This window comes from Ruminococcus turbiniformis, assembly GCF_020687545.1.
GTDB lineage: Bacteria > Bacillota > Clostridia > Lachnospirales > Lachnospiraceae > Mediterraneibacter > Mediterraneibacter turbiniformis.
Map to the genome: position 1 here is coordinate 55,549 of NZ_JAJEQX010000004.1, position 19,687 is coordinate 75,235.

At 51.9% G+C, this 19,687-nt stretch carries 24 protein-coding genes; all 24 read right to left on the minus strand.

The features are described from left to right. Nucleotides 1-14: 14 nt before the first annotated feature. The 24 genes from xseA to LKD70_RS03420 all read right to left on the minus strand — a co-directional run bounded on the left by xseA (nucleotide 15) and on the right by LKD70_RS03420 (nucleotide 19,614). Nucleotides 15-1,241: an exodeoxyribonuclease VII large subunit gene (gene xseA, locus LKD70_RS03305; RefSeq protein WP_227706628.1), complete on the minus strand. Its 1,227-nt coding sequence runs from the start codon at nucleotides 1,239-1,241 to the stop codon at nucleotides 15-17. Continuing rightward, nucleotides 1,238-1,651, minus strand: coding sequence for a transcription antitermination factor NusB (gene nusB, locus LKD70_RS03310; RefSeq protein WP_227706629.1), 414 nt, complete (start codon nucleotides 1,649-1,651; stop codon nucleotides 1,238-1,240). Before nusB ends, xseA begins: the two co-directional genes overlap by 4 nt. A gap of 119 nt (nucleotides 1,652-1,770) precedes the next feature. Beyond that, nucleotides 1,771-2,154, minus strand: coding sequence for an Asp23/Gls24 family envelope stress response protein (locus tag LKD70_RS03315; protein ID WP_227706630.1), 384 nt, complete (start codon nucleotides 2,152-2,154; stop codon nucleotides 1,771-1,773). Between the two features lie 72 nt (nucleotides 2,155-2,226). Continuing rightward, nucleotides 2,227-3,819, minus strand: a complete 1,593-nt coding sequence (locus LKD70_RS03320) for a peptide chain release factor 3 (protein ID WP_227706631.1) — start codon at nucleotides 3,817-3,819, stop codon at nucleotides 2,227-2,229. Continuing rightward, complete coding sequence (locus LKD70_RS03325) at nucleotides 3,810-6,113, minus strand: bifunctional metallophosphatase/5'-nucleotidase (RefSeq protein WP_227706632.1); 2,304 nt, start codon at nucleotides 6,111-6,113, stop codon at nucleotides 3,810-3,812. Before LKD70_RS03325 ends, LKD70_RS03320 begins: the two co-directional genes overlap by 10 nt. Nucleotides 6,114-6,354: 241 nt before the next feature. Further along, on the minus strand, nucleotides 6,355-6,966 hold the full coding sequence (locus LKD70_RS03330; protein WP_227706633.1) for a SpoIIIAH-like family protein: 612 nt from the start codon (nucleotides 6,964-6,966) through the stop codon (nucleotides 6,355-6,357). A gap of 14 nt (nucleotides 6,967-6,980) precedes the next feature. Next, entirely contained in the window at nucleotides 6,981-7,619 is a 639-nt protein-coding gene (locus tag LKD70_RS03335; protein ID WP_227706634.1) for a stage III sporulation protein AG, read from the minus strand. Continuing rightward, a complete protein-coding gene (locus LKD70_RS03340; RefSeq protein ID WP_227706635.1) occupies nucleotides 7,609-8,001 on the minus strand; it encodes a stage III sporulation protein AF in 393 nt (130 codons plus the stop codon). The genes LKD70_RS03335 and LKD70_RS03340 overlap by 11 nt, the downstream gene beginning before the upstream one ends. 19 nt (nucleotides 8,002-8,020) lie before the next feature. Next, on the minus strand, nucleotides 8,021-9,274 hold the full coding sequence (locus tag LKD70_RS03345) for a stage III sporulation protein AE (protein WP_227706636.1): 1,254 nt from the start codon (nucleotides 9,272-9,274) through the stop codon (nucleotides 8,021-8,023). After that, nucleotides 9,271-9,657, minus strand: a complete 387-nt coding sequence (locus tag LKD70_RS03350) for a SpoIIIAC/SpoIIIAD family protein (protein ID WP_227706637.1) — start codon at nucleotides 9,655-9,657, stop codon at nucleotides 9,271-9,273. Before LKD70_RS03350 ends, LKD70_RS03345 begins: the two co-directional genes overlap by 4 nt. A gap of 12 nt (nucleotides 9,658-9,669) precedes the next feature. Next, nucleotides 9,670-9,864, minus strand: coding sequence for a stage III sporulation protein AC (gene spoIIIAC, locus LKD70_RS03355; protein WP_227706638.1), 195 nt, complete (start codon nucleotides 9,862-9,864; stop codon nucleotides 9,670-9,672). A 14-nt stretch (nucleotides 9,865-9,878) separates the two neighbouring features. Beyond that, nucleotides 9,879-10,397, minus strand: a complete 519-nt coding sequence (locus LKD70_RS03360) for a stage III sporulation protein AB (RefSeq protein ID WP_227706639.1) — start codon at nucleotides 10,395-10,397, stop codon at nucleotides 9,879-9,881. Next, nucleotides 10,385-11,323, minus strand: coding sequence for a stage III sporulation protein AA (gene spoIIIAA, locus LKD70_RS03365; protein ID WP_227706640.1), 939 nt, complete (start codon nucleotides 11,321-11,323; stop codon nucleotides 10,385-10,387). Before spoIIIAA ends, LKD70_RS03360 begins: the two co-directional genes overlap by 13 nt. A gap of 91 nt (nucleotides 11,324-11,414) precedes the next feature. Next, on the minus strand, nucleotides 11,415-12,866 hold the full coding sequence (gene miaB, locus LKD70_RS03370; RefSeq protein ID WP_227706641.1) for a tRNA (N6-isopentenyl adenosine(37)-C2)-methylthiotransferase MiaB: 1,452 nt from the start codon (nucleotides 12,864-12,866) through the stop codon (nucleotides 11,415-11,417). A gap of 26 nt (nucleotides 12,867-12,892) precedes the next feature. Beyond that, on the minus strand, nucleotides 12,893-13,081 hold the full coding sequence (locus LKD70_RS03375; protein WP_227706642.1) for a DUF4250 domain-containing protein: 189 nt from the start codon (nucleotides 13,079-13,081) through the stop codon (nucleotides 12,893-12,895). Then, nucleotides 13,045-13,653, minus strand: a complete 609-nt coding sequence (locus LKD70_RS03380) for a 5-formyltetrahydrofolate cyclo-ligase (protein WP_227706733.1) — start codon at nucleotides 13,651-13,653, stop codon at nucleotides 13,045-13,047. The genes LKD70_RS03375 and LKD70_RS03380 overlap by 37 nt, the downstream gene beginning before the upstream one ends. Beyond that, on the minus strand, nucleotides 13,616-13,843 hold the full coding sequence (locus LKD70_RS03385; protein ID WP_227706643.1) for a DUF896 domain-containing protein: 228 nt from the start codon (nucleotides 13,841-13,843) through the stop codon (nucleotides 13,616-13,618). The genes LKD70_RS03380 and LKD70_RS03385 overlap by 38 nt, the downstream gene beginning before the upstream one ends. Before the next feature lie 219 nt (nucleotides 13,844-14,062). Beyond that, on the minus strand, nucleotides 14,063-14,434 hold the full coding sequence (locus LKD70_RS03390) for a hypothetical protein (RefSeq protein WP_227706644.1): 372 nt from the start codon (nucleotides 14,432-14,434) through the stop codon (nucleotides 14,063-14,065). Between the two features lie 52 nt (nucleotides 14,435-14,486). Continuing rightward, nucleotides 14,487-16,175, minus strand: coding sequence for a putative polysaccharide biosynthesis protein (locus LKD70_RS03395; protein ID WP_227706645.1), 1,689 nt, complete (start codon nucleotides 16,173-16,175; stop codon nucleotides 14,487-14,489). A 15-nt stretch (nucleotides 16,176-16,190) separates the two neighbouring features. Continuing rightward, nucleotides 16,191-16,688, minus strand: a complete 498-nt coding sequence (gene ybeY, locus LKD70_RS03400; protein WP_227706646.1) for an rRNA maturation RNase YbeY — start codon at nucleotides 16,686-16,688, stop codon at nucleotides 16,191-16,193. Then, nucleotides 16,685-17,677 (minus strand): PhoH family protein, encoded by a 993-nt coding sequence (locus LKD70_RS03405; RefSeq protein WP_227706647.1) that lies wholly within the window; start codon nucleotides 17,675-17,677, stop codon nucleotides 16,685-16,687. Before LKD70_RS03405 ends, ybeY begins: the two co-directional genes overlap by 4 nt. Next, complete coding sequence (locus LKD70_RS03410) at nucleotides 17,652-18,908, minus strand: sporulation protein YqfD (protein WP_227706648.1); 1,257 nt, start codon at nucleotides 18,906-18,908, stop codon at nucleotides 17,652-17,654. Before LKD70_RS03410 ends, LKD70_RS03405 begins: the two co-directional genes overlap by 26 nt. Continuing rightward, a complete protein-coding gene (locus LKD70_RS03415; protein WP_227706649.1) occupies nucleotides 18,905-19,192 on the minus strand; it encodes a YabP/YqfC family sporulation protein in 288 nt (95 codons plus the stop codon). Before LKD70_RS03415 ends, LKD70_RS03410 begins: the two co-directional genes overlap by 4 nt. Nucleotides 19,193-19,311: 119 nt before the next feature. After that, nucleotides 19,312-19,614: a Dabb family protein gene (locus LKD70_RS03420; protein ID WP_227706650.1), complete on the minus strand. Its 303-nt coding sequence runs from the start codon at nucleotides 19,612-19,614 to the stop codon at nucleotides 19,312-19,314. Nucleotides 19,615-19,687: the final 73 nt, after the last annotated feature.

Below are 19,687 nucleotides of genomic sequence, written 5' to 3' on the forward strand. Positions count from 1 at the left end.
GAACCTCCTTTTTTTCAGTCCGTCTTATGCGTATCCGGATATTTCACCGGCGAGACCGAAGTCACCCCGGCTTCAATCACACCGTCGCTTACATAGATCTCTATTCTGCTTCCCGGCCCGGTCTGGCGGATACTCTTTATATTCTGCCCGTTTTCCGTCTGCGTATAGGAAAATCCCTGACTGAGTTTAAGAAGCGGGGAGAGCCCCTTCATCTTCTCCGCATACAGAGACAGCCGGTGTCTCTCCCCTGACAGTTTCTCTTCCATCTGCCGCCGCAGCCTGTTTTCCAGATCCGCCGCGTACTGGCGGCTGTCGCTTAACTTCTGCCTCGGGTGCGCGTATTTAAGCCGCATGCCGAGCTGGTCGGCCCGTGCGCGTTCCATATCGATACACACACGGATGGAGCGGTTTAATTTCCGCCTGTACTCATTCATACGCTCTAAGGCCTCCCTGAGATCATAGACAGCCAGCTCTGCGGCTGCAGACGGAGTCGGCGCTCTTAAATCAGCTACAAAATCCGTGATGGTCGTATCCGTCTCATGGCCCACTGCCGAGATCACCGGGATTCTGCACTCGAAGACAGCCCGGGCTACGGCCTCCTCGTTAAAGGCCCAGAGATCTTCCATACTGCCGCCTCCGCGGCCTGCAATGATCACGTCCACATCGGTTTTCTCAAGGGCATGAATGGCGGATACAATACTTTCCGCCGCTCCTTCCCCCTGCACCTGGGCAGGGCTTAAGATGATCTGGACGCAAGGATTCCTCCGCCCCGCGATGTTGATAATATCCCGGACTGCCGCCCCTGTGGGAGCCGTCACAACTCCGACAGATCTGACATACCGGGGAATGGGCTGCTTGTACTCCGGCGCGAACATTCCCATCTCTTCCAGCTCTTTTTTCAGCGCCTCAAATTTCTCGTAGAGAGCACCCAGGCCGTCCCGCACGATCTCTTTCGCGTAGAGCTGGTATCTGCCGTCCCTCTCATAGACGCTCACGCTTCCGAGGACAATTACCTGCTGTCCTTCCTGAAGCCGAAAAGAAAGCCCAGCCCTCGAGCCTGCAAACATGACACAGGCAATTGTGCCGGACTCATCTTTGAGTGAGAAATATATGTGTCCCGAAGTATGATATTTGCAGTTGGATATCTCTCCCTTTACATAGATCCGGTTCAGCATAAAATCCTGCACAAACATATTTTTGATATAGGAATTTACCTGTCTGACCGTATATACATTTTTCATTTTTCAGATTCCTGCCTTGTCAGCCTGCCAAGCACGCCGTTTACGAACGCGGAACTGCTGTCCCCGCCAAAGCGTTTTGCCAGCTCCACAGCCTCGTTGATGGCGACCTTGTCCGGAACATCTTCATCCCATTTGATCTCGTATACGGCAAGCCTCAGGATCGTGAGATCGACCCGGTTCATCCGGGATGTCTTCCATCCCTGCACCGTTTCGTTGAGTATCCCGTCGATTTCGGGCACGCGCTGCACGATAGCCTCATATTTTTTTCTGATATACTCTTTGTCAGACTCTTTCGCGTCCTCGAGCGTGTCAAAGTAATATTGCATGTGTTCGGGCATATCCGCCGCCTCGTTAAATTCAATCTGAAACAGCATTTTAAAAATATGCTCCCGCAGTTCTGTCCTTATCATAACGGTTCCTTTCTCTCTTCGTTCTTGTCACGGCTGCATCGAGAACCGGATTCCCCTTCTCCTGCAGTCTTATTATAGAAAAAGGATGTCTTGCGACATCCCTGGATTGCCGGCAGGAATTATTCCTGTTTGTCCATCTCGACGCCGGCCACTTTGATATTGACGTCAGCCACCTCAAGTCCGGTCATGTTTTCCACGGCATTCTTGACTCTTTCCTGCACCTTGCCGGTCACTTCCATGATACTGTAATCATACTTGACATTCAGTGCCAGAGACACTGTCACAACGCCCTCGAGCACATCGACTTTCACGCCTTTTGACAGGTTCTTTATGCCAAGCTTTCCGATCACTTCATTTGTAATATTTCCGGCCATCGAAGCAACGCCGTCGACTTCAGTCGCAGCAAGCGCGGCGATAATCGCCACAACTTCATCCGCGATCTTCACTTCACCAAGACTTGCCTCGTTCTGTATCGTATAGGTGTTTCGTTCTTCCTTCGCCATAATCAAAACCTCCGTTTTGTCTAATCTCTTTCCTCATTATAGCAAATATCAATCCGTTTGCAAAGGGAAACTTCAGGAGCGTCCGAATTCGGAAAGGACCAGACCTTCGTTGCGGTCCAGCGTCATGCGGATGCTCCACTCATGGATAAACAGAAGCAGCGGCCTGCCCTTTAAGTCCTTGATCTTCTTCATATCCGAAGTTCCGCTTAAGTGATCCAGATCCGGATTCTCATTTTCGATCCAGCGGATATGCTCAAACGGAAGATTCTCGAGGATAATCTCTACGTTATACTCGTTTTTCAGGCGGTACTTCAGCACGTCAAACTGGAGCACGCCGACAACGCCGACGATGATCTCCTCCATTCCCGTATTGTACTCCTGGAAGATCTGTATCGCACCTTCCTGGGCGATCTGGTTGATTCCCTTTACGAACTGCTTCCGCTTCATCGTGTCCACCTGACGCACACGGGCGAAATGCTCCGGGGCGAAGGTCGGGATTCCCTCATAGGCGAACTTTTCCTTCGCGTTTGTCAGCGTGTCGCCGATCGAGAATATGCCCGGATCGAACACGCCGATGATGTCGCCGCCGTACGCCTTGTCGATGATCTTTCTCTCACTCGCCATCATCTGCTGGGGCTGGGAGAGGCGCACTTCCTTTCCTCCCTGGACATGGTACACACTCATTCCCGCGTTAAACTCTCCGGAACAGATGCGCATGAACGCGATTCTGTCACGGTGCGCCTTGTTCATATTCGCCTGAATCTTAAACACAAAAGCAGAAAAATCAGGCTCTGTCATCGGATCGATCTCGCCCCGGTCTGACATTCTCGGAAGCGGGGACGTGGTCATCTTCAGGAAATGCTGAAGAAATGTCTCCACGCCGAAGTTCGTGAGAGCAGACCCGAAAAATACCGGGGAGAGCTTTCCCTCATCGACCAGACTCTGGTCAAACTCCGCGGAAGCGCCGTCCAGCAGTTCGATCTCGTCCTCCAGCGCAATCTTCGCCTCAGTTCCGATCAGCCAGTCCACCTCCGGATTGTTGATGTCCACTTTCTTTACTTCGCCCACGGACGTTCCTTTTCTCGTGTCTGAAAAAAGCTCCACTTCTTTTTTATTCCGGTCATAGACTCCTTTAAACGCCTTGCCCGAACCGATCGGCCAGTTGACCGGGCAGGTTGGGATTCCGAGTTCCTTTTCGATATCGTCCAGCAGTTCAAACGTATCCATGGCATCCCGGTCCATTTTATTGATAAATGTGAAGATCGGAATATGTCTCATGGCGCAGACTTTAAAAAGCTTTCTTGTCTGCGCTTCCACACCCTTGGACGCGTCAATGACCATGACCGCCGAATCCGCAGCCATCAGTGTGCGGTACGTATCCTCGGAGAAGTCCTGGTGGCCCGGCGTGTCAAGAATGTTGATACAGTAGCCGCCGTAGTTAAACTGAAGTACGGAAGATGTGACCGAGATACCTCTTTCCTTCTCAATTTCCATCCAGTCAGAAACCGCGTGCTTCGCGGTCGCCTTTCCCTTGACGGAACCCGCCTGATTGATGACGCCTCCGTAGAGAAGGAACTTTTCGGTCAGCGTAGTCTTACCCGCATCGGGGTGTGATATAATGGCAAAAGTTCTTCGTTTCTTTATCTCATCTGTTATCAGTGACATATAGACTCCTTTGTTCGTTTCTTTCTGTATACGGCCACAGCAGCCCCGGCTGAGAGCGCCATCGCCGCAAGGAGAACTGCCGCCGGCATCATGATCTCTTCATCGCCGGTCTGAACCGCTTTGCCGTTCTCCTTTGTTTTTCCTGTGTCTGATGCTTTATCGCCGTCATTTTCGCCGGGATCTGCCGTGACATTGTCCCCCGGCTTTTCCTCCGGGTCAGGATCGGGATCCGGAGCCGGCTCCGGATCAGGTTCTTCCGTTACAGGGATCTCGCTTCCTGCCTCCGGAACCGTAAGTTCCGGCATTGCGCGGATCGCATCCACAACGATGCCGATTCCCGTATAGTTATCCACGTAGACTTCGCTCTGGCTGTCAGACACACGGATTCCGTGTCCTCCGTCTGAGACAGTCACTTTCAGAATTCCGTCTGCGTCTGTCGTGCCCTTCATTCCCTCTCCGCCGTCCACGCGGTATGTGATCTCTCCGTTTGCGTACGGAGTGCCGTCTTCATTCTTAATCAGAACAGACGCTTCGTAATCTTTCGGCTTGTATACGCTTCCGGTGTACGAAATTCTTCCTTCTGTTCCGCGGTATCCGGCAAGCACACCGTCCTGCACATTCGCCGTAATGTAAGACTGGATTGTCTCAAGTTCTCCGCCGGCTTCCGCATATTTCGGCAGGCTGCCTAGCATGGTGTAATCGTTTCCTCCGCTCATGATATAGTTGTTTCCGACCACCATGATCTGCGTCTCGGTATCTTCCCTGTCAAGCGGTGTGTCCTGCCCGTCCAGTGTGATGGAGACAACACGGTTTCCCGCCTCCGCGTCCGGATTGAACACTACATTAAAACCGCTGATCTGGAGGAATCCTCCAGATATGGTTGTCTGGAGGAGCATTCCAGTCTCCGGATCCTGTCCGTCCAGATCCGAACCGGACACTTCCATCACATCATAGAGAAGCGCCGGGGTAACAACCTTCATATAAAGTGTGTTTGAAAACGGGAAGGCCGTCGTAAGACTGCCGAGCGTGATATTGCCGTTGTACACTGCCGCCCGGATTCCGCCGCCGTTTTCGATTCCGACAACCGGCATGTCCGCATTGCCCGATGCGGCAAGCATGGTTCTTCCGGCATCTGCAAACGCATCTGCCGCAAGGTTTCCGTAGTTTGTCTCTACAAAGCGTGTCGGCGCAGCCTGTCCGATCCAGCCGGCCCAGAGCGTAGTCGCAGTCTGTCCGATAGATTCTCCCAGCATGGTATCCTGGGACACACTGATCTGCGCAAGCAGTTCCTCAGTCGCGGCATCCGGCGTTACATCAGCGAAGTCCGCCACGCTAAGAAGCGACTCTTCCGCCTCTACTTCTCCGTCTGCCAAAACCGTTACTGTCAGTTTTCCAAGCGCATTTAATCCGGTGCCTGTCTGTACGATCAGCACGTCGTTGACTTCCGCATTTTCCACCGTATGGCTGTGGCCGTCGATAATCACGTCAAGATCGCCGTAGAACTCCCCTGTCATCGCCTCTGCAAGATCTGTGGAAGTGCACGGCGCACCCGCCGTCTCGTCTCCCAGGTGTCCCACTGCGATGATCACATCCGCACCTGCTTCTTCCAGATGGGTGATCTCCTGCTTTGCAGCCTCGATCTCGTCTGTGAACTCAAGTCCCTGAATTCCTTCCGGATTGGTCGCCGATGCTGTTTCTGTCGTTGTAAGACCGAAGAAACCCACTTTCACGCCGTTTCTTTCTATAATCGTATGGCATCCGCTGTTTCCTTCCTGTATTCCGGACAGGAGAAGACTGCCTCCTCTGTAGATATTCGATGAAATAACCGGAAACTCTGCCAGTCCTGCATTGGTCAGGAACGCGTCCGTGCCGAAATCAAACTCATGGTTTCCCGGCACCATCAGATCGTATCCCGCCAGATTCATAAGACGTATCACATCATTCCCCTTTGTAAGCGAGGCGATCGGAAGTCCCTGGGTCGCGTCTCCCGCATCCACAAGGATGGAATCCGGATCCGCATTTCTCAGTCCCGCTACGAGCGGCAGGCCGATGATGCTCTCTCCGTCTCCTTCAAGATAACCGTGAGTATCATTTGTGTGATAGATTGTAACCTGCGTCTCTGCAGCTGCTGCCGCCTCCGCTGATGCCCCGTCCTGAGACAGTTCTTCTACAGCGGATGCTTCTTCTGATGATATTCCCTCCACAGGCAGTTCTTCTGCAGCCGCACTGAGCGAAGCCCCTGCAAGAACAGCCGCAAACAGAAACGCTGAAATTTTCTTTCTGAAGTTTTTCATATTCCTTTTTCTCCATGAAAACATACCTTCTGGCTGCAACTTTTACTATTCTATCACAAAACATTCCATGAAGAAAGCAGTTTTATGCAGAAAAAAGGTCAGAAAATAATCAGAAAATAACAGTTCAGCCATCCAAACATCAGTCAGCGGATTCTTATGCAGAAACAAATCCGTTTTCTGATGCCGGACGGCTGAACTGTTACGGCAGAAATGGTTTTGCACCGATATGCAAAAATGCGCTTCACTCGTGAATCGGAGTAATTACAATATTCTCCGGGGCAACCTCTGTTCTTCTCGTAACGATATCCTCAATCTGTGCCCGGTTCGCGTCTGTCAGCTCATCGGCTTTCACGACAACGTCCGCCGAATCCGCGTCAAGACTTACCACAGCTTCCGAAAATCCTTTGGCGGCCATCAGCGTCTCAATCGCAGCTTCCTGTTCCGCAAGTTCTGTGATCTCCGTCATGCGGGCCACGGCGTCCTGCTTTTCGGCTTCCGTCAGGTTTGTGTTGTCAATGATCGCCTGAAGCGTTTCTTTGTTCTGTGCCCGCACCTGCTCTCTTGTCACCTTGGCCTGCGCGACGGTCGTCTCGGCAGTCCCTCCGGTGAGCACTGCCTCTCCGGGAGTTCCCTCCACCTCGGAGTCATTGCTCACAATATCTTCCGTTGACGTTTCAAGATCCTCCTCGGAGATATCGAGCAGCTCCTGGCTGGCCAGATCTGCGTTTGCCTCCTCTGTCCCGTCAGTCTCCTCCCCGAAAAGTCTGCCGGAATAATTCAGATATCCGGCTACGGCGATCATAACAGCCAGCGTGGCGATGATGATCTGATTCTTTTTGAACAGTCGTTTCACTTTCCATCCTCCTTCTATGTATCCGCCCGTTTCATTATTTTTATCTTATGCGCTTCCACGCCGAATAATGCCTGAACCGCCTCCGTAATATCGGCTGCCACGACCGCGTTTCCTCCGCCCTGGGCGATCACGACCACGCCCTCAATCTCCGGAGAAAGTTTCTTGCTTACATAAGGAACAGAAGCCCCGTCGGCGCTCTGTTCATAGACACTTGTGCTCTCGGAGGTGCCGTCTTCCGTATTTCTCGTTCCCCCGGCGCTGTCCTCTTCCTCTGTGGTCTGGCTGCTGCTTGAAAGGTCTTTTTCTATCACACTCTCCTCTCCCGACTTAAGTGTGATCATAACAGTTACTTCCCCGACGCCCTCCACCTGGGTAAGAGCTTTCTCCGTCCGCTTCTCCAGTTCTCTGACATAGGCATCTGCATCCCCGCTGTTTCCGCCTGTCCCGGACGCGGTTCCTGATCCTGTTCCGGATTCCTCCCCGGCGCTTTCCGAAACGGTGCCGCCTGTTATACTGCTGCTGTCCGGCACCGGAAAAACAATGACAAACAGAAGGAGGCCGATCAGGAAAATCACAAGAAGCTGATTTTTCTTCGGCAGCTTCTCTCCAGAACGGATGCCGTTTATCAGATCTTTCCACTTTTTATTCTCCAATCACGATCTCCTCCACTTCTATCTTCCCTTCCTGCGCTTCACTTTCGTTCCCGGAAGATGGGGCGTCCCCGCTCCCGTTTTCCCCGCCCACAACTTCCTCAGGAAACAGAATTTCGGATTCCAGTTTCTCATATCTCCCGGCCGCGTCCTCGATCTCTTTCCGGTTCATCCTGTACTCCTCATCCGCCCAGATTGTCCGGAAGCGCTGCTCCATTCCCGAGAGCTTGAGAAGCGGTGTAAACATAAGAATGATGAGCACAAGCCCGGTAAAAAACCGGATATATTTTACATAGTCCTTTCCGGGGACCGCGTGGAGCACAGCCGTCATCACGACGAGACAGACTGCGATGCTCCGTATCCATTCATAAATCTGCTCAAACACCATTTCACCTCCCTGCACTTCAGGAGGTGGACGCAGCCACCACCGCAATCGTGAGAAGAAAAAGCACCCCTGTCGTAAAGACGGAACGCATCATCAGTTCATACCCTTCGCTGACTCCGCTTATGCACATCGTAATCCGCTTGTCGGATACCGGCTGAACAAGTGCGGCCGTCAGTTTGTACAGAAATGTCATAACCGCCATCTGCAGGATTGGCGATGCGCAGACGGCAACCGCCGCAGCCGCCCCTGCCATTCCGATTCCGTTTTTGATCAGCACGGCTGTGCCAAGAACAAGCTCCGCCGCGCCGCCCATCACGTTTCCCACCCAGGGCAGCGCTTCGGCGGTACGCGTGAGCGCGCTTCTTTTCAGCGTATCAATAGCCGGTGCCAGCAGCCCCTGCACGACGTTCACCCCGACTACACAGGCCAGAAGCGTCCTTAAGGTCCATGTAACTGCCTTCCGGATCAGATCTGCGAATTCCGAGAGGAAATCTTCCCCGGTGAGACAGCCCAGCACGCGCACCATAATGTAGATATTGATTACCGGGAGAACAAACCGCACAACGACTGCCTCCGCCACATAAATCAGGAGAAGAATAATATTGTAAAAGAACAGCGCCGACGTACTTCCCGAGGCAAACGCCACCGCCATAAAAAACCCAGGGCACAGCACCCGCATAAAATCCATCAGGGAATCCAGCCGCTCTTCCACACCAAGAGACAGTGTCTGAAAGGAATTCAGGCACAGCGTAACAAGCAGAATATACGTTACATAAAAACTGATCTCCGAGATCTGTCTGCTTTTCAATGCGCCCGCGAAATTGCTGAACACCGCTGCCGTAAGCGCCACCGCAAGTATATATGCCAGAATATGCCTGCTGCTGTTAAATTCATAAAAGAGCTGGTCCGCAGCAAAGTTGAGAAACGTCTGTCCAAGCTCTGCCGTCTCTCCCGAAATCATCACGTTTACAAGATCCGAAAACGATGTCTTCGCCTCAGGGAGCATCTCTGTCAGACTGTCCTCGATCTCACTGAAGTCGATCTCCGAGAACATTGCCTCCTCCACTTCTTCCTGCAGAAACCCGTCCGCCGTATTCTCTGCGTTCTCCTCGTCTCCCGCACGCTCATCATTTTCTGCCGTCTCCATGTTTCCCGCAGCTGCCGCATTCTCCGAATCCGTCCGTTCCTCAGCGCTGACAATCCGTGTTCCCAGCCCGAATACAAGGAGCACAAGCGCTACAGTGAGAAGGAACTGCTTCCTGCCCCTCATCATGTCAGAAACTCCTGTATCGTACCGAGCAGGGCGGTCAAAACAGGCATTCCGAGCACCAGAATGGTCAGCTTCCCGAAGATCTCAATCTGACCTGCCAGCGTCTGATACCCTGCGTCCCTGCAGATTCCGGATGAAAATTCCGCGATATACGTGATTCCGATCATCCGCATCATGATAGATAGGTAGCCGGAGTCTATATTTACATAGGAAGCGGCCTGTTCGACTGCCTGTACAAACACCTCCAGCCTGCCCGCGATGAACGAAAGGAGAAGGATTCCGGCCGCAACGCTTATATACACCGCGTACTCTGCCTTCGTTCCCTTCAGCTGCACTGCAAGCACCGCTCCGACCACGCCGATGATCCCGACCTGCATCACACTCATCCACTCACCTCCTCAGAGCGCGAAAAGCTGCCGGATCGTCTGAAAGAGATCATAAATATACGGCAGAATCCACGACAGAACCAGAATCAGGCCGGCAAGGCTGGCAAGAAACGCCTGCTCCTCCCTTCCGCTGTGTTTGAGTACCTGGCTTAATATGGACACGAGGATCCCCACCGCGGCGATCCGAAAGATTAGATTGATATTCATGCTTCCTCCATAGTCTAAAGCAGGATCACGATGAGAAATATGCCGCTCATCACACCGAGGCAGCTGCCGACCCGGACTTTTGCGGCAAGTCCGTCACGCAATTTCTCTATTTCCAGATCCATTCGGTTTAAGTAGAGCTGGAGCGTGTGATCCAGCGTGTCCTTCTGAAGACTCCCCAGAAACGTCCCCGGCTCTTTGATAAGAATCATGTGCTCATACTTTAATCCAAGTCCTCTCAGATACCGGTCCGCGCACCGGTTCCACGCTCTTGTAAAGCCGGACTCCTCCCGATCCTCAAGCTCCCGCGCCGTCATTTTAAGCCACAGCCCGTAAGGTTCTCTGATCTTTTCCCCGATCGAGAAAAAGATCTCCGGCAGCGGGGCGGACGTATAGGAGATCTCTCCCCGGATCAGGCCGAATACATACCGCAGATAGATCATTTTCCTCAGATATTCTTTCAGATCCCTGCCGTACATGTATCCCGCGCCTGCCGTAGCGGTCAGAATCAGCACAGCTCCGATCACCCTCTGCACAGCACACTCCCCCGCTCATCATAAATTCCGCGTATTTCCCCGGGATGACTGCCGTTTCCGAGAACAACGTACCGCTCAAACATCCGCCTCCGGATCAGTTCTCCGAGTACAGGCCTGTTTTTCGCCTCGTTCATGTCAAGCCCGTGTACGCTTGCAATCAGCTTGCAGCCGCACTGCATGGCATATTCGATGGCATGGATATCCTCGCTTGTCCCGATCTCATCCACAGCGATAACCTGAGGCGCCATAGACCGTATCAGCATAATCATCCCCTCTGCTTTCGGACAGCAGTCCAGAATATCCGTCCTTCCTCCCAGGTGGTTCTGGGCAATGCCCAGATAACACCCTCCAAGCTCTGACCGCTCGTCGACCACGCCGACCGTACACCCTTTGACATACTTGTTCCCGTCCGAGATCTGGCGGATCAGATCCCGGATCAGTGTTGTTTTTCCGCAGCAGGGCGGTGAGATAATCAGCGTGTGGCATACCTGCCGGTTCTTCGTAATATAGGGGAGCAGTTCGTCCGCACAGCCGATCACCTCGTGAGACACCCTGATATTGACCGATGATATGTACTGAATGTTTTTTACCTTTTCTTTCTCCATGATTACCTTTCCCGCCACGCCGACTCTGTGTCCTCCTTCCACTGTCAGAAATCCCTGTCTTAATTCATTTTCATATGCGTAGAGGGAGTAATGGCTGATATATTCCATTGTCTCCCTCATCTCTTCCTTTGTCATAATATGCGGCTTCTGCTCACCGGGGAGGATTCTCTCCCGGTCCGTCATCACAACGCGTACCGGCTGTCCGGTTCTTAAACGGATTTCCTGAACTCCTTCAAAATCCGGAATCTCATCCTGGATAATCCGTCGCACGCTTTTTGCAAGAATGTTAAGTATCTGTGATTTTCTTTCCCTTCTTTCCATCTTGTCCACCTCTTTACACAATATATGAGGCCGGACGGAAAATATGACCTAAAAAAAGAGTCCCATTCTCCGGAACTCTTAATTTAAAACTTTATTTTTCCTTCTCTGTCCTCTCCCCGATGTAGTAAAATCCTCTGCATTCATTGAGACGGACATTCACATAGCTGCCGATCATCGACTCGTCTCCCGGGAAATGCACAAGAAGGTTATTTCCAAGCCTTCCTGTCACAAGGCTGTCATCATGTTCGTTTACCGACTCCACGAGCGCCTCCTGAACCGTCCCCTCGTGGACGGCACATGCCTCGGCCGCGATCGTCTGCACTTCGTCGAGAAGTCTCTGGAAACGCTTCTTTACAACCTCCTCCGGCACCTGATCTTCCATAACCGCTGCCGGAGTTCCGGTCCGTTTGGAATAAATGAACGTAAACGCACTGTCATAGCGAACCTTTCTCACCACGTCCATCGTGTCTTCAAAATCTGCTTCTGTCTCCCCCGGAAATCCGACAATGATATCTGTTGTAAGAGAGATATCCGGCATCGCCTTTCTGATTCTCTCTACAAGGTCAAGATATCCTTCTTTCGTGTACCGGCGGTTCATCTTTTCAAGAATCCGCGTGCTTCCGGACTGAACCGGAAGATGAAGATGCCGGCAGATCTTTTTCGACCGTGCCATCACTTCGATCAGCTCGTCCGAGAGATCCTTCGGATGCGACGTCATAAAACGTATTCTGCGGATCCCCTCTACCTTCTCGATCTCTTTTAAGAGCTGCGCAAACGTAACCGGCGGATTGAAGGTCTTTCCGTAGGAATTGACATTCTGTCCGAGAAGCATCACCTCGGACACCCCGTCAGCTGAAAGCCGTTCAATCTCGCGGATGATTGCCTTAGGATCCCGGCTCCTCTCCCGGCCGCGGACATAGGGGACGATACAGTAGCTGCAGAAATTGTTGCAGCCGAACATGATATTCACTCCGGATTTAAACGGGTATTTTCTCTCACTCGGAAGATCCTCCACAATCCGGTCCGTGTCCTTCCATATGTCGATCACAGTCCGGTCAGACTCCATCCTTGTCGCGAGAAGCTCCGCGAATTTATAAATATTATGCGTACCGAAAATCAGATCAACGAACCGGTAGCTCTTTTTTAACTTTTCCACCACTTCCGGTTCCTGCATCATGCAGCCGCACAGCGCAATCATCATATGAGGGTTTTTCTTCTTGATCCGCCCAAGCTGGCCCAGCCGTCCGTACACTCTTAAGTTGGCGTTCTCCCTCACCGTACACGTATTGTAGATCACGAAGTCCGCCTTCTCCTCGTTCTCCTCTTCCACATACCCGATTTTTTCCAGAATTCCGACAAGCTTTTCAGAATCCCGGGCATTCATCTGACAGCCGAACGTTGTGACGCAGAATGTAAGCGGTCTTCCCGCCTCCCTGCTCATCTCTCTTAAATGCGCAGCCGCCTTTTCGATAAAATAATACTGCCTCTCCGGCTCCGTAACAGGGATGTTCTCTGTCTCTCTGATTTCTCTATTCTTCTCCATATAATCTTTCCTGTATTCCTATGTAATCAAACGAACTGGTTTCTTCCCGCGTCATAAGCATAATCGATGGCGCCGAGGGATTCCGTAAGTTCCTTTTTATCAATCTGCATATCGTCGCACAGCGCTTCCAGCGACGGATAAAAATCTCTCAGTTTCGTGTTGATGACGCTAAGAAGCATCACCGGATCTCCCGGAAGTCCTGCTCCTGAGGACATACGATCATCTCCTTTTCCGTAAATATCACATGGGGACGGACATCATGAGGCTCTCTCGGAAGCAACTGCGTGATCTGCACGGAATAGGCAATGGCAGCTCTTTCGCACTCCGGGCATCTGCTTAAGTAGGCGTCATAATAGCCTCCCCCGTAGCCAAGCCTTGCCCCCTTCCTGTCAAAGGCTGTGCCCGGCATGATCACAAGGGCGTCGCTCCCCGGAAGAGGCGCCATCTCACATTTCGTCACCGGCTCCGGTATGGAATGAAAACCGGGCGACAAATCCTCCGTCGTTTCGAGGAAAAAGAACTCCATTCTTCTTTTTCCGAGTACCCTGGGCGCCGCCGTCTTCTTTCCCCTCCGAAGGGACTCTTCCAGAATCCGTCTCGTGTCCGCCTCGTGTCCATAAGACACATAGCAATAGACAGACTGCGCCTCCAGAAAGAGACTGCTTTCAAGAAGCCGTTCCGTTATTCTCCGGTCCGCATCCGCCCGTACATCCGAAGGAATGCTTTTCCGGATCCCCAGATACTGTTTTCTAATGTCCTTTTTTTCTTCTGTTCCCGTATTTTTCACCAAGATTCACGACGGTGCCGTCTTTCTCCTCAATATCGATATTGTTGAGCTGTCCGCGCAGATTGGCCTTTACTGCTTCCAGATACTCTGCCCTTAAGATCTTCTGCTCTTTCTTCTCGTCGTCAGTTAATCCCTCTGCCTTCGACTTGCGGTACAGTTCGTTGATCCGTTCTATTTTCTGACTGTCCATACTTCTCTCCCCGCTGATAAAGCGGACTTCTACCGATTCATGCTGCCGTCCGCTTTTCTTCGTTTCTTCTCTGTTTCATTCTCTGTTTCACACAGAAAGCTGCATCCCTGCGGAATGCCGGATTGTATTATACACTATTTATTCCGGTTCGTCCACCACTAAGTCAGGCAGGAACTTCCCGGCGCGCATAACTCAGGCAGAGCTTCCCTGCGCATCCGGTCAGCTCGAATAGTTTTCCAGAAACGCGTAGAGGTCCCCGTGGTCTTTCATATATTTTCCTTCCGCCACTTCCTGCTGTACTTCTTCGGGCAGGTCTGTAAGCGGTATCTCCGTAAACTCGTAGATCGTTTTCCTGTCTTCCAGATAAACGACGACAAATCCCTGAAGTTCGCAGAGATAGTATCCGCCGCCGTCTTCTGTATCGTTTACCGCGTCACCCTCTGCCGCGATGCTCTGCGCATCGGATATCTCTTCCTGCTTAAGCGCCTGCCTGTCCATCACCCGGTCGTAGGTGATCTGATATCCCGCCGAGAGGAACAGGACAAAAAGGACAAAAGCAGCAACAAAGCCAATCATGTATCTGGATCTCATCGTCTCCACTCCTTTTTTATACAGTATTGGCTTTCTGCTGCTTTTTATTCACTCAGATGTCAAGATCCGCCGGTTCCGGCATGAGGTGAAGCCTTCTGCACACACGGAGAATCCGCGCGCCCATGGGGAGCGACTCCACATCGTCGTCGGACACTGCGCCCATCTTCAGAATGAGCACCACATACACTGCCATCGCAATGAGAATCGCAACGACTGTCGGAATCACCCTGCCTCCGATCAGACGGTCAAGGCCGAAATGCACCGCATATGTAATAATGCCCATGATCAGAGAAGCGAGTATGGGCTTTAAGAACGTTTTCTTTATATTGACACGGAATCCGCACACCTGATGAATCTTTCTCTGATTCAAAAATGCCATTACAAGAGAAAATACAATGTTGCCTGCTGCCAGCGCGTAAACGTTCATGCGGAACACAGTCATCATAATCACAAAGGCGATCAGATGCACGACCAGCGCGATAGCCGCGTTTTTCGCCGGTGTGCTCATATAGTTCAGCCCCTGAAGCACAGAGTTGGTGATCGTGGACCAGCCGTACAGCACAATGACAATCGCTCCCATCATCAGAAGATTAGCCGGAGTCGCGCTGTCGTCATTATACAGAAGCACCATCAGCGGCGATGCAAGGGCGATGAATCCCACGCAGCTCGGTATCGTTATGATCGTCGTAAGACGGAGTGTCTGATCGATCTGGTAATAGGTCTTCTTCTTGTTTTTCGCCATTACAACCGCGGTCAGGCTTGGCACGATCGATGAACTGAGCGCGTAGGGAATCGACATGGGGACATTGATCAGAGGATCATATTTTCCTGTATAAATACCCTGCAGCGACATGTACTGCTGCTCCGTAAAGCCCTGCGCGTCCATGATATGGTTGAAGATTGTCAGGTCCAGGATCTGGTTGATATTGTAAATCGCAGTACTGAAAATCACAGGAACAGCGGTGAGGACAAGCGCTTTTAAAATGTGAGAATAGGTCTCCTCACGGCTCCTTCTGTCCCTCCTTAACTGTCTTCGTATTCCTCCGCGGAAGGCCCAGAGCACAAAGAGCAGAAACAGAAGTCCTGCCAGCGCCCCGAGTACGGTTCCCAGCGTTCCGCCTGCGGCCCCGTAGGCAGGGCCCAGAAGTTCCTCCCCCGCTTTCTCCCCTGCTCTTGTTCCCATTCCGAAGAGTACGCTTGCTCCTACGATACTGACAACCGCATTGATAATCTGCTCAATGATCTGGGAGATCGCGGTCGGCATCATCGTTCCGAGCCCCTGAAAATAGCCTCTGAGAACAGCCATCACCGCCACAATAAGAAGGCCCGGAGCAAGCACTCTGAGCGCGTAGGCACTCAGCGGAGCTCTCATCATATATTCCGAAACGGCACCTGCGCCGAAGAAAATCGCAAGGGAAACTACAAGCCCTACAACCGCAGCGAACACAAGCGAACATACAAACACGCGGAACGCGTTTCTTCTCTCTCCGGCAGCTACACGCGCGGAGACAAGTTTGGACACCGCAGTCGGAAGACTAAGAGATGACAGCATCAGAGCGATGGCATACACCTGGTACGCATATCCGTAGAAGCCGTTTCCCTCATCGCCCAGAATATTGGTAAGCGGAATCCGGTACACGACACCGATTACTTTCGTAATCACAACCGCCGCGGCCAGGATCGTTCCCTGGACAATGTAGTCGTCTTTTTTTGTTTTTCTGTTCCTGGGTGTGTCAGCCATATGACTCCTCCTTTGTCATCGCGGTATATTGATCTTTTCCATGATCTCTCTCTGTTTTGCTTCCATCACTTCGCGCTCCCCCTCTTCCATATGGTCAAAGCCGAAAAGATGAAGCATACTGTGTACAATCAGAAACGCGTATTCCCGGCGCTCGGAGTGCCCGTACTCCGCAGCCTGCGCTGCCACATGGTCGGTGGATATCACAATATCCCCCAGCATCAGTTCGCCGCTCTCCGGGTTGAATACGTCCTGACATTCTTCCTCAAACCCGGAGAACTCTCCCGGGATCTCAAACTCAAGCATGGGGAAAGAGAGAACGTCCGTAGCACGGTCCGTTTGCCTGTGTTCCCGGTTCATTCGGTGTATCTCCTCATCTGTTGTAAGAAGCAGGTTTACCTCTGCCTCAAATGGACAGCCGATATAGTCAAGCGCCCCCTCCACTGCGAGATGGGCCGTCTCCTCTGCGTCGAAAGAAAACTCCCTTTCATCTTCCCTCTCTATATAAAGGCTCATGATCTGCTCCTTCTGCCGCGGGTCTTCGCCGCGGACTTTTTCTCGTATTCTTCATATGCCTTTACGATCTTCTGGACAAGCGGGTGGCGTACGACATCCTTGCTTGTCAGCGTACAGATGGAGATGCCTTCCAGTCCCTTTACAACTTTTACCGCCACATCCAGCCCCGACACCGCTCCGGACGGCAGGTCTTTCTGGGTGGCGTCTCCGGTGATCACGACCTTTGAGCCGAAGCCGATTCTTGTCAGGAACATCTTCATCTGCGCAGGAGTCGTGTTCTGCGCCTCGTCCAGAATGATAAACGCGTTGTCTAAAGTCCGCCCTCTCATGTACGCAAGGGGCGCGACCTCAATCAGCCCTTTCTCCGAGTTTTTCACAAAACTTTCTGCGCCCATAATCTGATAGAGCGCATCATAGAGCGGACGCAGGTAAGGATCGATCTTGCTCTGAAGATCTCCGGGGAGAAATCCCAGCTTCTCCCCCGCCTCGATAGCCGGTCTTGTCAGTATAATCCGGCTCACTTCGTTGCGCTTAAACGCGGTGATCGCCATGGCCATTGCAAGATAGGTCTTTCCTGTCCCCGCAGGCCCCAGGCCGAACGTGATCATGCCGTCGCGGATGGCGTCCACATATTTTTTCTGTCCGAGTGTCTTGGGCTTGATCGGCTTTCCCTGAAGGGTATAGCAGATCAGATCCTTATCGATCTCCACAATTCCTTCTTCCTGATCCTCAAAGACAAGGGAGATGGCATAGTCCACATTCTGCTCTGTAATCACGTTTCCCCGCCTTGAGAGTTCCAGAAGCTGGTTTAAGATCCGCTGCACTTTTTCAGCGGCGGCGCTCTCCCCTACAATCTTTGTGCTTCCGTCTCTCGCGATCAGCGTGACGTGAAATGTTCTCTCAAGTTTCTTTGCATATGCGTCAAACTGACCGAACACATTCGCCTCGTGCCCGGCCGGTATGTCAATCATCAGTTCCGACAGACTCATCCGTTTCTTTCCTTTCGATCGTTAATATTTCCGTATCGGCTTCCTGGGCGATACTCTCAGTGAGATACACCGTGCCCGACGCCTCCGCGGAATCGTCATACAGGTGTATTTTAACACTATTATCCCGGATTTGAACACCTTTTTCCTCCAATTCCCCGCAAAACCGGCTGAAATTCACGCTCAGGATCTCTCTTGCCTCCTCCTGCTCATATCTCTTTTCCGCAAGTGTGTAGGCGCGTGCCGTCTGTATGCCGAAGGAGACAGGAGGGCGGAAATTCTCACCCAGTTTCAGCGCCGTCTCCGAAGAAGTGATCTCACAGTGCTCGAAATCATTGTTCAGCGTTCCAACCGACAGCGTCACGCTGCCGATCCGCAGGAAGGGGCGGTATCTCATTTTGTTTTCATAATTCTTTTCCTCATAAATCAGGGAGATTGTATCTGTGTATTCCATCTGCGTGTCCGCGTAAATATCTGCGTCAGAGTGCCGGTACTGGTATCCGGTCACCTCACCCGCATCGTTTAATACATCCACCCGCCCGAGGACAAGGATGTCTCCCTTTTTCACTTCATCGCCCACATGGACCTGCGGCACGCCGGACCTTGTGACAATCTCCGTAATCACGCCGTCCGCCGATGCGACAAGATCGACAGGGGTCTCATCCTTTAAGACATCCGCATCCTCTCCAAGAGAGGGGTCTTCGTTTTCCTTGACCTGAATTTTCAGTCTGCTCCCGTCAAGAGATGCGGAAACCCAAACGATATCATTATATTCCTTCCTGATATTTTTTACAATACCCGGACAGTCCACGCTGCTTTTGAGCATGAGCGGGCGGACCCCGGTGGATTCCAGATACGCCGAGAGCGCCTCGTCCGTCCGCCTTTCATTCCCCTCAAAATGGATATCCCATATAAAGAGTGAGTAGACTTTAAGCAGAATAACACAGACAAAAATCCCGAAGAAAAAAAGCTTCCTTTTTCTGTATTTCACCGCCAGAAACGGCAGGCCGTACCGCCCGGTCACTCTGATCTTCGTGTGCGTCTTTCGGGCAAGGGGCCTGATCTTTTTCAGATCGCGGGCGCTCATACAGAACTCATACCCCTGCCCGGAGGGCGCCAGCCCCCATATATAGAGACTGTGATAAGAGCACATGTTCAGAAAACGCTCGGGAGAATATCCCTCCACCCGGATTCTGACATACCCTCTCAGGAAACGGATCAATGTATGGATCACTCTTCCTTCCTCCCGTCGACGAATTCTATTTTGCTGATTTTCCCGGTAATCTTCATCTCACTGTTTGTGTAGTACTCCACCTGGAGTCTCTTTCCGCTTACGCGGATCTGCCCCTCTTTCGTCTGCACTCTGACAAGAGTGTCTGTATATTCCGTGATCCCGCGGTAATTTTCCACGCACACCTCAAAATTTCCCAGTGCCGTAAGAACCGCTGCGCCCATGACGACGTCTTTCGGCATACTTGCAGCCGACGCCAGTCTCTCCCTGATCTGCTCTCTGTCCATAAAAATGCCACACATACGCCTTTTATATTCAGTGTATGTGCGGCACATTCATTCTATGCTGTCTGTATGCTGCAGATATCAGCAATGCCTGTCAGTTCTGTTTCCTGTTTCCTCTTTTCTCAGTCCTCATAGTCGAGACATGCTCTCTCTGTCACGAACGGGCGCACATATGTGTTGGCCACATTCTGATGAGCCGGATGTTTGGAGTATGCAGGGATATCCTCCGGCTTCTCCATCGTCGTCACAAGCGCCATGTCATGGGTTGCGGACGGAAGCGGCTCTGCCACAAACTTTACGCTTAAGAGTCCCGGCACCTGACCTACAAGGGAAGACAAGTTTTTCTCCATGTCCTTTTTCAGCTGAGGCTTTCTCTCCTCTTCGATTTCCGGTTTGAATTTCCACATTACAATATGATGTACCATCCTGTTTTTCCTCCTTCGATATGCCTGCGGCGAATCCCGCATTTCCTCTGCTATTATAATAAATATTTTCCCC